Origin of the sequence: Rothia kristinae (genome assembly GCF_016028855.1) — a bacterium.
GTDB lineage: Bacteria > Actinomycetota > Actinomycetes > Actinomycetales > Micrococcaceae > Rothia > Rothia kristinae.
The window spans coordinates 1,030,536-1,044,944 of the sequence record NZ_CP065738.1 but is presented as its reverse complement, the minus strand read 5'-3'; the positions used below and the strand labels follow the sequence as shown (position 1 = coordinate 1,044,944).

Sequence of the window (14,409 nt, the reverse complement as noted above, 5' to 3'; positions counted from 1 at the left end):
ATGCCGGGCGGCTCAGGCCTGCCGGCCGAAGACGGGGTTGTGCACCTCGCCCAGGTTGATGTGCACGGCCTGCTGGTCCGTGTAGAAGTCGATGGAGCGGTAGCCGCCCTCGTGCCCCAGCCCGGAGGCCTTGACCCCGCCGAACGGGGTGCGCAGGTCCCGGACGTTGTTGGAGTTCAGCCACACCATCCCGGCCTGGGTGGCCTGGGCGAAGGTGTGGGCGCGCTTCAGATCGTTGGTCCAGATGTAGGCGGCCAGCCCGTACTTCGTGTCATTGGCCAGGGCCAGCGCCTCCTCCTCGGTGTCGAAGGGGGTGATGGCCACGACCGGCCCGAAGATCTCCTCCTGGAAGATCCGGGCCTCGGGGGCGACGTCGGCGAAGACCGTGGGCCGGATGAAGTTGCCCTCCGGGAACTGCTCCGGGCGTCCGCCGCCGGCCACCAGCCGGGCCTCGGTCCTGCCGATCTGAACATAGGACATGACCTTCTCGAAGTGCTCCGGGTGCACCAGCGCCCCGACCTCGGTGGTCTTCTCCGAGGGCAGGCCCACCCTCACCCGCTCGGCCTGGGCGGCGTAGCGGGAGACGAACTCGTCGTAGATCCCGCGCTGCACGAGGATCCGGGAGCCGGCGGTGCAGCGCTCGCCGTTGAGGGAGAACACCCCGAAGATCGTCGCGTCGATCGCGGTGTCCAGGTCCGCGTCCTCGAACACGACGGCGGGGGACTTCCCGCCCAGCTCCATGGACAGGCCCTTCAGATGCGGGGCGGCGTTGGCGAAGATGATCTGCCCGGTCCGGGACTCCCCGGTGAAGGAGATCAGCGGGACATCCGGGTGCTTCACGAGCGAGTCCCCGGCGTAGCCCTCCTCACCGAACCCGTTGACCAGGTTGAACACGCCGACGGGCAGCCCGGCCTCCTCGAAGATCCCCGGCCACAGGGACGCGGACAGCGGGGTGAACTCGGCGGGCTTGAGCACCACGGTGTTGCCGGTGGCGATGGCGGGGGCCAGCTTCCAGGACTCCAGCATGAACGGGGTGTTCCAGGGGGTGATCAGCCCGGCCACGCCCTTGGGCTTGCGGTTGACGTAGTTGACCTGGCGGCCGGGGACCTTGAAGGCGTCGTCGTGCTGGGCGACGATCAGGTCCGCGAAGAACCGGAAGTTCTCCGCGGCCCGGCGCGCCTGGCCCAGGGCCTGGGTGATCGGCAGGCCGGAGTCGTAGGACTCCATCGCGGCCAGCGCCTCCCCGCGGGACTCCACGATGTCCGCGATCCGGTGCAGCACCCGGGAGCGCTCCCGCGGCAGCATCCCGGGCCAGGGGCCGTGCTCGAAGGCCTCCTTCGCGGCGGCGACGGCGGCGTCGACGTCGGCCTTCTTCCCGGAAGCCGCGCGGATGTAGGGCCGGTTGGTCACGGGGTCGAGGACGTCGAAGGTCTCCCCGTCGAGGGAGTCGACGAACTCCCCGCCGATGTAGTGGCGCAGGACCTCCGGCAGGTCCGCCGGTCGGGCCTGCTGCTGGATCTGCTCGATGCTCTCGGTCATGGCTCCTGCTCTCAGGTGGTGGTGCTGGACGGTTGGTGCTGGCGGGCCAGGTAGCTGCCCAGGGTCGCGGCTCGGTGGGCCCGGGCCGCGGCCTCGATCCGCTCGGGAGCGGCATCGGACTCCAGCAGGCCCAGCAGCTGCTCGTGCTCGGCCACGGAGTCCCGGGCCCGCTCCGGGACGAAGGAGAAGGTGGATTCGCGCAGGTGCCCCAGCCGCTCCCACTCGGCCTCCACCAGCTCGATCAGCCGCGGATTGGGACAGCGGTCGAACAGCACCCGGTGGAACTCGTGGTTCAGCCGGGTGAACTCGGCGGGCTCGAAGTCCTCCAGCAGCCGGGCCATCCGGTCGTTGATGCCGCGGGCCCGGTCCAGGTCCTCGGCCGCGAGGTGCTCGGCGGCGACGGCGGTGGCCGCGCCCTCCAGCAGGCCCAGGGTCTGCATCGAGGCGCTGTACGCGGCGGCGTCGCGCATGGCCACCCGCGCCCCGACGTTGCGCTCGAAGGTCACCAGCCCCTCGGCCTCCAGCTGGCGGATGGCCTCGCGCACCGGGACCACGGACATGCCCAGCCGATCCGCCAGGGTGCTCAGCACCAGGCGCTGGCCCGGCGGGAAGACCTGCTCGGTGCAGGTGCCGTGGATGCGGTCCTTGATCCACCGGTAGGCCCGTTCGGCCTTGCTCAACCCGGCCTCCGCCTCGGTGGGGGCGGGGGTCTCGACGGCGGTCACCCCTGCTCGCTGCGCCATGTCCGGTACGCCTCCTTCCACGTCCCGACGGGCGGGAACAGCCCGTCCACGGGATGCCCCTGGGCCACCCGCTCGGCCACCCACTCGTCCTGGATCTCCTTCTCGCGGGCGGCCTCGGCCACCTCGCGGGCCAGGGCCCGCGGGATCACGATGACGCCGTCGTCGTCACCCACGAGCACGTCCCCCGGGAGCACGGCGGCGTTCCCGCAGGCCACGGCGGTGTCCGCCTCCCACGGAACGTGCCGCTCCCCCAGCACGGCCGGGTGGCGGGTGCCGGCGAAGACGGGCAGGCCGATCCCGGCCACGGCCGCGGAGTCCCGGACGCCGCCGTCGGTGACCACCCCTGCGGCCCCAAGGTGGCGGGCGCGCAGGGCCAGCACGTCCCCGAGGGTCCCGGAGCCGGTCTCCCCGCGGGCCTCGATCACCAGCACCTCGCCCTCGCCCACGGCGTCGAAGGCCCGCTTCTGGGCGTTGTACCCGCCGCCGTGCTCGGCGAACAGGTCCTCCCGCAGGGGCAGGAAGCGCAGGGTGCGGGCCACCCCGACCATCCGGGTGCCCGGGGTCAGCGGGTGCACCCCCTCGATGACGATGCCGTGGATGCCGCGGGCGCGCAGCTGGGCGGAGAGTCCCGCGGTGGGGGTGGACTCCAGCAGGGCGCGCAGCTCGGGGTCCAGGGGGGCGGGGGTGGTGGGGTGCCGGGCCGAAGCCGGGGCGGCGGGGGCGGTCGCGGCCGGAGCTGACTCGGCTGTCGCGGACTCGGCGGGGACGGCGTCGTCGGGGACCAGCCCCGCGGCTTCCCGGGAGCCCCAGGCTTCCTCGCGCTGCTTCTCATCCGTCGTCGGCAGGGAGCCGAGGGCGGCGTCGAAGCCGCCGGGCCCGGCGACCACGCGGGTGCTCAGCCGGCCGCTGGTGGGGTGCCCCGCGGCGTCGGGGGCGTCCACCTCCACCTCCACGACGTCGCCCGGGGCGATCACGGAGGACCCGGCCGGGGTGCCGGTGAGGATCACGTCCCCGGGGCGCAGGACGAGGTGCTGGGAGAGGTCCGCGACGAAGCGGGCCAGGGGGAAGATCATGTGCTCGTCGGCGGTGGTGTCCTCCTGGCGCAGCTCGCCGTTGACCCAGGTGCGCACGCGCAGCGCGGCGGGGTCCACGGCGCGGGCGTCGATCAGCTCCGGGCCCAGCGGGGTGTACCCGGCTCGGCCCTTGGAGCGCAGGTTGGAGCCCTTGTCCGCGGCGCGGTAGTCGTACAGGCCGAGGTCGTTCGCGGCGGTCACCGCCCCCACGTGCGCCCAGGCCTCCGCAAGGCCGACGCGGTGCGCGGTGGCGCCGATGATCAGGGCGATCTCGCCCTCGAAGGCCAGCAGCTCGGTGCCCTCGGGCCGCTCGACGACGCCGCCGGAACCGGCCAGGGAGCCGGCGGGCTTGAGGAAGTAGGAGGGCTGCTCGGGGCGCCGTCCGCGCTGGGCGGCCCGGGACTCGTAGGCCACGTGCACCGCGATGATCTGGGCGCCTTCGGGGACGGGGACGGCGGTCGAGGCGGAATCGCGGGCGCCGTCGTCGCGGTCGCTGCGGGGGTCGATGCTCATGCGCGGTCCTGCCTGTGGATGCTCCGATGGATCTGTCAGGATCGTATATCATCCTGCCGGAGTGTGACAAGGGTCCCCTTTGAACCGCACACCGTATATGATCTGGCGCAAGCTGCCGATCTGTGATGCAGCTCATCCGCAGCTTCCGCCGCTCGTCTGACAAAGGAGTCACCGACATGGTCGCCACACCCCCCGACACCCCACCCGTGCCCGAGGACGTCTCATCCGAGGCCGCCCACCACGACCCCACCACCACGACCGCCGCCCTGCGCACCATCGACCAGCGCCGGGAGCAGCGCCGCGTCATCGCCGGGACCATCATCGGCACCAGCATCGAGTGGTACGACTTCTTCCTCTACGCCTCCGCCGCCGGCCTCGTCTTCGGGCAGCTGTTCTTCCAGCCGCTGGGCCCCCAGGCGGCGGTGCTCGTCTCTTTCCTCACCGTGGGGCTGAGCTTCCTGTTCCGCCCGCTGGGCGCCTTCCTCGCCGGGCACTTCGGGGACCGGATCGGGCGCAAGCGGGTCCTGATGATCACCCTGATCGGCATGGGAGCCGCGACCACGCTGATCGGCGTCCTGCCCAGCTACCACACCGCCGGGGTGATCGCTCCGATCCTGCTGTTCGCGCTGCGCATCCTGCAGGGCATCTCCGCGGGCGGCGAGTGGGGCGGGGCCGCCCTGATGTCCGTGGAGCACGCCCCCGTGGACCGGCGCGGGCTCTACGGCGCCAGCCCCCAGGTCGGGGTGCCGCTGGGTCTGCTCATGGCCTCCGGGATGCTCGCGCTGATGAGCGCGATCGCCCCGGGCGAGGCCTTCCTGCAGTGGGGCTGGCGGGTGCCGTTCCTGCTGTCCGTGGTGCTGATCGGCGTCGGATACTGGATCCGCCACGGCGTCGCCGAATCCCCGGTGTTCCAGCAGATCGCGGACCGCCGCCAGAAGCGCTCCGCGCCGATCGGCGTGCTGTTCCGCCGCCACGGGGCGCTGGTGGTGGTCGCAGCACTCATGTTCGCCGGCAACAACGCCGTCGGCTACATGACCACCGGCGGCTTCATCCAGAACTACACCACGGACCCCGACGGCCCGCTGGGGATGGCCCGCGGACCCGTGCTGCTGGCCGTGACCGGCTCGGCCGTGACGTGGCTGACGTTCACCCTGATGGCCGGATGGGCAGCGGACCGGATGGGGCGGCGCAGCTCCTACCTGCTGGGGTGGGCGCTGCAGCTGATCGGCGTGCTCACGCTGTTCCCCCTGGTCAACACCGGGGACCCCGTGAAGCTGTTCCTCGGCCTGGCGATCCTCACGGTGGGCCTGGGGTTCACCTACGGTCAGCAGCCGGCCGCGTACACAGAGATGTTCCCGGCCTCGGTGCGCTTCTCCGGGGTGTCCATCTCCTACGCGATCGGCGCGATCCTCGGCGGAGCCTTCGCCCCCACCATCGCCAAGTACCTCCTGCAGGCCACCGGCACGACGACGGCGATCGTGATCTACCTCGGGGCGATGACGGCGACCGGGGCGCTGGCCACCCTGATGATGCGGGACCGGCAGGGCATCCCCCTGGGCCCCGGACACGAGGAGGAGCAGGCCACCCGCCCGCTGATGATCGGCCGCTGACCGGCGCCCACCCTCTCCTCCTCGCACCGTCGGTTCGGGACGGGTTCGTCGCTTCGGGACGGGATATTCCGGTCCCGAAGCGACGAACCCGTCCCGAATACGCTTCCCGGGGGTGGGCGGGGGCCGCCGGGCGGGGGTGTTCACCCGGGCTTCACCGAGGCTGGTGATGCGGTTCACCGACCGCGCTTAATCTCATCGCTATGCAACCCATCAGCATCCGCACCGCCGCCTCCTGCCCGCGCGGTCGCCGCTTCGGCGCCGCCGGGGCGCTGGCCGTCCTCGCCCTGAGCACCGCGATCGGCCCAGCACTGGCCGCACCCGCCGACGACACGACCCAGACCACCGCGACCCCGACCGCCGTCACCGCGACCTCCGCGCCCACCCTCGCGGCCGCCGCGACCACCAGACCGGACGGCGTCGCCCCCATGGCGGAGTTCGAGCAGTGGTGGACCCCGGTGGCCTACGACGCCGCGGACCCGGCCGGGACCGCCTTCCGCGGCAGCGTCACCGAGGCCGGGGCCTCCGTGCTGAAGACCAACGACGAGCAGTACGCGGCCATCAACCACCGCGGCGCGGCCGACACCACCCAGGCCCACCGGGCGCTGATCGACGCGGACATGGACTGGACCGAGACCCTGCCCGACGCGCTGGGCCCGGTGCTCGGCGGGTACCTGGAGGACGGCGTCGCCCAGGGGAAGCTGCCCCTGACCACCGCCGTCGTGAAGGACTCCGGCTCCGCGATCAGCACCGGGACGGCGAAGAAGCACTACAACTACCCCCGCCCCTACATGAGCGATCGCAGCCTCGGCGGGAAGAACGACCTGCGCGGGCTGGCCCCGGACCTGCACACCACCCGGGTGCCGGACTGGCTGGACCCCGCCACCGGGAAGCTGCACACCGCCAGCTACGACGCGATGCTCGCCGGGCACTCCCAGGCCTTCCCCTCCGGGCACACCACCTACGCCTACGGCATCGGGATCGGCCTGGCGATGGTCCTGCCGGAGCTCGGCCCGGAGATCCTGACCCGCTCCTCCGAGGCCGGCAACAACCGGATCGTGCTGGGCGTGCACTACCCGCTGGATGTGATGGGCGGGCGCATCGAGGGCCACCTGGGCACCACGGCCCTGTACTCCGGTGACTACGCCCAGACCACCCTGGCCCCGGCCCGCGCCGAGCTGACCGACTACCTCACCCAGCGGTGCCAGGAGGCCGGACTGGGTCAGACCCTCACCGCGTGCATCGACGCGACCCGCGCGAACGACTCCGGCGGGTACCGCAACGTGTTCACCGACGCCGTCTCCACGGCACCCGTCACCGATCGCGCCTCCTACCGGGCCCGGATGACCTACGGCTTCCCGGCCGTCGGCACCACCGGCCAGGCCCCGCGGGTGCCCGCCGGCGCGGAGTCCCTGCTGGCCACGGCCTTCCCGACCCTGACCGCAGAGCAGCGCCGTCAGGTCCTGGCCGCCACGGAGATCCCCTCCGGCTACGCCCTGGACTCCTCCTCCGACGGGTGGCAGCGCATCGACCTGCCCGCCGCGATGAGCTCCGAGGTGACCGTCGATGCCGCCGGGACCGTGACCTCGGTGGTCCCGGGCCAGGCCCGCGCCAGCGTGGTCCGCAGCGACCCCGCCCCGAGCCCGACGCCGACCGCCGAGCCGACGGCCACACCCACCGCCGGGCCCACCGCGTCCCCGACGGCGGAGCCCACCGCGACGCCGACGAGCGAGCCGACTGGCTCCCCCACCGCCGAGCCCACCCAGCAGCCGACGGCGGGACCGACCGCGACCCCGACGGCCGCTCCCACCGCTGAGCCCACCGCCTCGCCGAGCACCGAGCCCAGTACCTCTCCCTCCGCGAGCCCGGAGCCCTCGGCGAGCACCGCAGCGGCCCCCGTGCCGGGCGGCGGTGACGGCGGGACCGGCAGCGGATCCGGCTTCACCCTCACCGGCGCCTCCGGCAACGGCGGCGGCACCGGCGGCTCCGCGGCGGGCGGCGTCGGGAGCTACGGCTCTGAGAGTTACGGTTCCGGCACCTACGGCTCGAGTAATACCGGGCTGGCCTCCACCGGCGTCGATGCGGCCGGGACCCTCGGGATCGCCGGCGGGACGATCCTCGCCGGGGCGCTGCTGACCGCGCTGGTGCGGCGTCGCCGGACCCGCGCCTCCTAGCGGCCCAGGCCCACTGCATCAGCGCCCATCCGCATCAGCGATTCGGGACGGGTTCGTCGCTTCGGGACCGGAATAACCCGGCCCGAAGCGACGAACCCGTCCCGAAACCGTTACCGCTGGCCTGGCCGGGATCAGGGGCGGCGGGTGCGGGCGCCCTTCGCCTGGGCCAGGAGCTCCCGCATGTGCGGGGCCATGACCGCCCCGGAGATGCGGCAGTCCAGGGCGTAGACGCCGTCGCACCCAGCCTCGGCCCAGCGCTGGAAGTCCGCGAGGTCCTCGAGGGTGCGCACCACCCGGGAGCGGGCGCCCAGGGCCCCGAGGATCCCGGCGAAGTCGATCTCCGGGATGCGCATCGGCGCCTCCGCCAGGCCCCGGGAGCCGTACTGGTGAATCTCGGCCCCGTAGGCGCCGTCGTTCATCACCACGATGACGCCGCGCCGGGCCGTGCGGATGAAGGTCTCCGCGTCCGCGATGCCCATCAGGCCGCCGCCGTCGCCGGTGACCAGCACCGAGACCGCCTCCCCCGCGCCCGCGTTGACCCCGGCCGCGGCCGGGAAGCCCAGGCCGATGGACTGGAACTGGGTGCCGAGCATGATCATCCGGTCCGGGGCCGTGACCGGCAGGTAGGTCACGGCCCATTCGATGAAGTGCCCGCCGTCGATGCTCACGATCCGCTCGGCGGGCAGGGCCGCGTCGATGCGGCGCATCAGGCTGCGCGGGTCCAGGCGGCCGTCCGGGGCCAGCGGGTCGCCGTCCGGGCGGGCGGCCGGGTCGGCATCGGCGACGACGGGGCGGCCCGCGGATTCGGCGGGATCGGCAGGAGATGCGGCCGCGATCGCGGTCCGGACGGCCTGATCGACCTCGGCGGGCCCGGCCTCACCGCGGTCGGCGGGATCGGCGTCGGGCGCGGACCTGGAGTCGACCAGACCGCGGGCGGCGTCGTCGTCCTCCAGCAGGCTGCGCAGGGCGGCCAGGGCCGGGACGGTCTCGGCCCGCAGGTGCTCGCCCACCCGGGGGTGGGTCGCGGCGGAGGCGAGGTCGATCTGCAGCACCTGCGCCTCGGCGCCGAAGGAGCGGCCGAAGGACATCGTGAACTGGTTCAGCCCCGCGCCCACCACCAGCACGACGTCGGCCGCCCGGATCCGCTCGGCCGAGCCGGCCGCCGCGAACCCGCCGCAGATCCCCAGGTCCCGGTACCCGGTGGTCTCCCCCGCCGCGGGGGTGAAGGTGCCCTGGGCGGGGGCGGTGGTCGCGACGTCGGCGCCCAGGAGGCCGGCCACGACCCGCAGGTCGGCTTCGGCGCCGCGGGCTCCCCGCCCGGCGAGGATCAGGGGTCGCTCGGCCCCGCGCAGAGCGTCGGCGAAGCGCTCCACGGCCGCCTCCTCCGGGGCGGGCAGCGCGTGCGCGGGGAGGCCGAGCTCGGGGATCCGGGCGCCGTCGCCCTGGACGGGGGCGGCGACGAGGTCGTAGGGGATCGCCAGGACCACGGGGGTCCGCTCGGTCAGCGCCCGGTGCACGGCCCGCACGGCCGTGGCCCCGGCGTCGTCGGCGGAGACCATGAGGGTGGGGGCGCCGAGGGCGGCGGCCGCTCCCACCTGGTCCACGTCCCAGGGGCGCGGACCCGAGGTGGGGGCGTCCCCGGCCACCAGGACCAGCGGGGTGCGCGACTGCGCGGCCTCGGCCAGGGCGGTGAGGGTGTTGGTGAATCCGGCGCCGTAGGTCGCGGTGGCCACCGCCAGGCGGCGGGTGACCCGGTGGTAGGCGTCCGCCGAGGCGACGGTCGCGACCTCGTGGCGCACGGGGATGACGCCGGGGCCGAGCCGCTCGAGAGCGTCGACGAAGAAGGAGTTGCCGTTGCCCATCAGCCCGAAGAAGGCCCCCGCGTGGGGGATCAGGGCGCGGGCGATGACCTCGGAGACGGTCTGGTCCGGCCGCTCCTCCGGAGCGGAAGGGCGCAGGGCGGCGGAAGCTGGCACGGGGTCTCCTCGGTTCTCATCCTCGAGCGGGTCCTTACGGACCCGGCGGGCGGGTCCTTGCCCCTCCCCGGTGGATTGTATATGATCCGAGTCATCTATGACGCACGCCACTGTCGGCGCGCCGTGGCGACGATGATGTCGGTCCAGGGAAAGAGGTCCACCATGCACTTCCACCAGCACGGATACGTCTCCGAGGACCCCCGCACCCAGCGGGCGCGCGGGCACGGGCTGGACCGCCCGACCGAGCTGCCGGAGGAGACGGACGTGCTGATCGTCGGCTCCGGGCCGGCCGGGATGATCGCCGCGGCGCAGCTGGCACAGTACCCGGAGGTGGACGTGCGGATCATCGAGCAGCGGGAGGGGCGCCTGGAGATCGGGCAGGCCGACGGCATCCAGGCCCGCTCCGTGGAGACCTTCCAGGCTTTCGGCTTCGCCGACGAGGTGATCGCCGAGGCCTACCACATCACCGAGATGTGCTTCTGGAAGCCGGATCCGGACAACCCGGAGCACATCATCCGCACCTCCCGCACCCCGGATGATCCGACGGGCGTCTCCGAGTTCCCGCACCTGATCGTCAACCAGGCGCGGGTGCTGGACTACTTCGCCGAGTTCGCCCGCCGCTCCCCCGGGCGGATCACCCCGGACTACGGGGTCCAGTTCCTCGGCCTGGAGGTGCAGGAGGAGGGCGAGCGGCCCGTCGTCGTGCGGGTGAAGCACACCGCCGGCCCGCGGGCGGGCGAGGAGCGCACGGTGCGTGCGAAGTACGTCATCGGCTGCGACGGCGCCCGCTCCGGGGTGCGCCGGGCGATCGGCCGGAAGCTCGAGGGGGACGTGGCCAACCACGCGTGGGGCGTGATAGACGTGCTGGCCAACACCGACTTCCCGGATCTGCGCACCAAGTGCGCGATCTCCTCCCGGCACGGCTCGATCCTGCACATCCCGCGGGAGGGCGGGCACCTGGTGCGCATGTACGTGGACCTCGGGGAGGTGCCGGCCGATGACGAGCACCGGGTGCGCCAGACGAGCATCGAGGAGATCATCGACCGCGCCAACCGCATCCTCACCCCGTACACCCTGGACGTGCGCTCGGTGGCCTGGCATTCGGTGTACGAGGTGGGCCACCGGCTCACGGACCACTTCGACGACGTCGACGACGCCGAGCGCGGCACCCGCTGCCCCCGGGTGTTCATCACGGGGGACGCCTGCCACACCCACTCCGCCAAGGCCGGGCAGGGGATGAACGTGTCCATGCAGGACGGGTTCAACATCGCCTGGAAGCTGGGGCAGGTGGTCTCCGGGAGGTCTCCGGCGGCGCTGCTGGACACCTACTCCGGGGAGCGGCAGGAGATCGCGAAGAACCTCATCGACTTCGACCGCGAGTGGTCCACCCTGATGGCCACCCCGGCGGATCAGCTGCCGGATGCCTCCTACCTAGAGGACTTCTACGTGAAGACCGCCGAGTTCCCCGCCGGGTTCATGACCCAGTACCGGCCCTCGCTGGTCACGGCGTCGGTCGCGTCGGGCTCCCGGCAGGAGCTGGCGGAGGGGTTCCCCGTGGGGAAGCGGTTCAAGTCCGTGCGGGCCAACCGGCGGTGCGATGCCTTCCCTGTGCACATCGGGCACGAGACCGTGGCCGACGGTCGCTGGCGGCTGTACGTGTTCGCCGACGCCGCCCACCCGGAGGCCGAGGACTCCGGGGCCCGGGCGCTGTCCGACTGGCTGGTGGGGTCCCCTGATTCTCCGTTCGTGCGGCATCGGCGGGAGGGCGAGGACTTCTCCGCGCAGATCGAGCCGGTGGTGGTGTACCAACAGGAGCACACGGAGTTCGAGATCACCGACGTCCCGGAGGCCTTCCGCCCGCGGGTGGGTGAGCTGGGCCTGGAGTACTGGGACCGGGTCCACGCGAGCCTGCCGGGCGAGGATGCGTTCTCGGAGCGGGGCATCTCCCGCGAGGGTGCCGTGGTGGTGGTGCGCCCGGACCAGTACGTGGCCGGGGTGTTCGCCCTGGACGACGTCGCCGGGATCGCGCGGTACTTCGACGGGGTGCTGGTGTAGGGGGCAGGGGCGGCCCGGCACCCGAGGACGTGTAAAGATCTCCGGGGATTTTTTACACGTCCCGGGAACGTGCCAACTCGCTTGTCATATGCCCCGGGTGCGAGCCGCCTCAGACTCCGCGCAGGATCTCCAGGAAGCCGGTGTTGACGTAGAGCTTCTCCCGCCCTGCCTGCTCGACGGCGAGCTGCCCGGCCCCCTGCAGTATCGCGAGGTACTTGGTGGCTGTGGGCCGGGAGACCTCGCACCGGGTCATGACATCGGCGATCCGGCAGTAGGGCTGCTCGAAGAGCACCTCCGCGAAGGTCGCCGGCACGTGCACGCCCAACAGGGCGCGGATGCTGTCCGAGAGGTGCAGCTGGTGCTCCTGGATGCGCTTGATCTTCCCGCGCGTGGAGCTCGCCGTGCTCCGGAAGGCTTCGATCATGAACAGGATCCACTCCTCCCACGCACCCTGCTCGGTGACCTGGTTGAGCAGCCGGTAGTAGCTGCCCTTGCGTTCGATGATCGCCCGGGAGACGTACAGGACCGGCCGGCTCAGCAGCCCGGAGGCCACCAGCTGGAGGACGTTGAGGATGCGCCCGGTGCGACCGTTTCCGTCCGGGTACGGATGGATGGCCTCGAACTGGTAGTGGGCGACGGCGATGCGCACCAGGGGATCGAGGTCCACCCCGTCCGCCCCGTTGACGAAGGCCGTCCAGTCGTCGAGCTTCTCCCGGATCACGGACTCGCCTTCCGGAGGCGTGTAGATGCGCTTCTGGGTGCTCGGGTTGCCGATGAAGGTGCCCTGGTCCGCGCGCACCTCGGTGCTGACGCCGCGGATCTGGGTGCAGATGGCGGCGGCGGTGGAGGCCGTGATGAGCCCTTCCCGACGCCGCATCAGCTCCAACCCGGCGAACAGCGCCTGGCGGTAGCGCATGGCCTCGCAGGTGGCGGGGCTGGCCTCGGCCGCCAGGGTCTCGGCCCGGAAGAGCTCGTCCGTGGTGGTCACGATGTTTTCGATCTCCGAGCTCGCCTGGGCCTCCAGCAGCGCCAGGGAGTGGATGAAGACCTGGGGGTTGGGCAGCGCGGAGAGGCTCTCCTCCAATCCGGCCAGCTCCGCGCGCGCAGCGATGAGGGCGCGCAGCACCGGTGCCGTCTCCAGCTCGACGTCGGGCGGCAGTCCGGGGAGATCGTTGTGGGGATGCTCGGGAGACCAGGGCATCGGAGGCTCCTCACGGTGGGCGGGAAGCAAAGAGGCGGGACGGCGATGAAGCGGGGCCGATCGGCACCCGGAAAGCAATCCACCCCCAACGAAGGCCGCCCCACCTGGTTGGCACTCTACGCGGGGGAGGCGACCCCGCCTCCCACACCCTTCCACCGTTAATTTCATCTACTGTATCGTTTTGCTGGTTCCTAGGGACTAATTCTATTGCACACAGTCGGAAAGGGTGTTACCGTTCACACCAGGCGCCGAGGCCAGCGACCCGACGCCCTCACCACCCACGCTGAGACTCCGAGGAGATCCCATGACCGAGAAGCTGACCTTCGACCACCTTCTGACAGCCTGCTCCGCCGGAGGAGCCACCGCCCTGACCATCCGGACGGACCTGGCCCCCGCCGGCGGTGAGCACGCCACTGTGGCTCCGCCGCGGTACGTCTCCGGCGGAAACACCCCGACCTTCGCCTTCGAGACCCGCTTCATCGACGGAGCACCGGTGAATACGGTGATCCTGGATGCCAAGCAGTCCGTCAGCAACCGAGACGAGATGGCGGTCCTCCAGGCTCGGCAGGATGAGGACTCCCCCGCCCACGAGGTGCTCTCCCGTGTGCCGACCATCCAGGTGTCCTACGAAGGGGGGACCTACACGGACCTCGAGGTCCCGGCCCGCGCCTACGAGGGCCACTTCCGCGCCGGGACCATCGACGGAACCCCGGCCACCCACCACGAGAAGTACCTGGCGGTGCGCAACGCCTCCCCCAGCAATGCCGCGGCCGTGTTCACCACCTCCCCCACCACCGCTCTCTACGGGGGCTGGGACGCCACCCGGAAGTCGAACCAGGCTCGCTTCCGCACCGCTCTGACCGGTGAGGTCATCGGCGTCACCGCTGAGCAGCGAGAGGGCTATGCCACCGCCTCCCCCACTCGCGGCGCAGGGCGCACGGACGTCATCTCCCCCAGCGTGAAGCTGGATGCCAAGACCCTCGAGAGCATCGTCGCCGGTCAGAAGGACGAGCTCTCCGCGACCAACCTCGGGAAGATCGAGGCCCAGGTCAAGAAGGCCAAGGACAAGCCGATCTCCCTGGCCGCACTGGGCCTGGGCAGCATTCCGCCGAGCGTGGATCAGAACCTCGGCGGTGTGGCGTGCTCCCGCATCATCCGCACCCGCGTGCTCTCCTTCGCCGCGCTGCGGCAGCTGCGTTTCGGCGGCACCGCGGCGGCTGATGCCGCCCACCGGGCGGTGCTGGCGGCCTACGGTCTGCTCGCCTCCGCGCTCTCCGAGAGTGAGCTGGTGCTGCGGGCCAACTGCGACCTGGTGGAGGACGACGCGCCGAACGTGGTGCTGGACCAGCGTCGGGGGAAGAAGCTCGAGCTGGCGCCCATCGAGGTGGAGGACGGCGTCGCCCTGCTGGAGCAGGCCCTGGCTCACCTGAAGGAGGTGGCCGGCGTCGAGTGGAACGGGGAGGTCCTGGAGATCACCGGGAACTCGGCGATCACCGCTTCGGCATCCACGGATGAGCCGGAGGCGTGA

Annotated in this window: 9 protein-coding genes; 4 read left to right on the top strand and 5 right to left on the bottom strand. The window is 72.1% G+C overall.

Annotation, left to right across the window (positions count from 1 at the left end; all coding sequences use genetic code 11):
• Positions 1–12: 12 nt before the first annotated feature.
• Genes I6G21_RS04670 through I6G21_RS04660 form a run of 3 tightly spaced genes read right to left on the bottom strand, consistent with a single transcriptional unit; the run spans position 13 to position 3,868 of the window.
• On the bottom strand, positions 13–1,539 hold the full coding sequence (locus tag I6G21_RS04670; protein WP_129358091.1) for an aldehyde dehydrogenase: 1,527 nt from the start codon (positions 1,537–1,539) through the stop codon (positions 13–15).
• Between the two features lie 11 nt (positions 1,540–1,550).
• Complete coding sequence (locus I6G21_RS04665) at positions 1,551–2,282, bottom strand: GntR family transcriptional regulator (RefSeq protein ID WP_081101679.1); 732 nt, start codon at positions 2,280–2,282, stop codon at positions 1,551–1,553.
• Positions 2,261–3,868, bottom strand: coding sequence for a fumarylacetoacetate hydrolase family protein (locus I6G21_RS04660; RefSeq protein WP_061225847.1), 1,608 nt, complete (start codon positions 3,866–3,868; stop codon positions 2,261–2,263). Before I6G21_RS04660 ends, I6G21_RS04665 begins: the two co-directional genes overlap by 22 nt.
• Before the next feature lie 176 nt (positions 3,869–4,044).
• Here I6G21_RS04660 and I6G21_RS04655 point away from each other — a divergent pair, with 176 nt between their 5' ends.
• Positions 4,045–5,478, top strand: coding sequence for an MFS transporter (locus I6G21_RS04655; RefSeq protein ID WP_129358092.1), 1,434 nt, complete (start codon positions 4,045–4,047; stop codon positions 5,476–5,478).
• Between the two features lie 200 nt (positions 5,479–5,678).
• Positions 5,679–7,649, top strand: a complete 1,971-nt coding sequence (locus tag I6G21_RS04650; protein WP_129358093.1) for a phosphatase PAP2 family protein — start codon at positions 5,679–5,681, stop codon at positions 7,647–7,649.
• A gap of 131 nt (positions 7,650–7,780) precedes the next feature.
• Here the strand turns inward: I6G21_RS04650 and I6G21_RS04645 are convergent, their stop codons facing one another.
• Positions 7,781–9,625, bottom strand: coding sequence for a thiamine pyrophosphate-binding protein (locus tag I6G21_RS04645; RefSeq protein ID WP_232238552.1), 1,845 nt, complete (start codon positions 9,623–9,625; stop codon positions 7,781–7,783).
• A 162-nt stretch (positions 9,626–9,787) separates the two neighbouring features.
• Here I6G21_RS04645 and I6G21_RS04640 point away from each other — a divergent pair, with 162 nt between their 5' ends.
• A complete protein-coding gene (locus I6G21_RS04640) occupies positions 9,788–11,680 on the top strand; it encodes an FAD-binding monooxygenase (protein WP_129358094.1) in 1,893 nt (630 codons plus the stop codon).
• Between the two features lie 109 nt (positions 11,681–11,789).
• Here the strand turns inward: I6G21_RS04640 and I6G21_RS04635 are convergent, their stop codons facing one another.
• Complete coding sequence (locus tag I6G21_RS04635; RefSeq protein ID WP_129358095.1) at positions 11,790–12,881, bottom strand: Fic family protein; 1,092 nt, start codon at positions 12,879–12,881, stop codon at positions 11,790–11,792.
• 304 nt (positions 12,882–13,185) lie between these two features.
• On the opposite strand from I6G21_RS04635, the gene cas7g reads away from it, so the two are divergent.
• The gene (gene cas7g / locus I6G21_RS04630) at positions 13,186–14,409 is read left to right on the top strand and encodes a type I-G CRISPR-associated RAMP protein Csb1/Cas7g (protein ID WP_064725550.1); all 1,224 of its coding nucleotides are present in this window, start codon (positions 13,186–13,188) and stop codon (positions 14,407–14,409) included.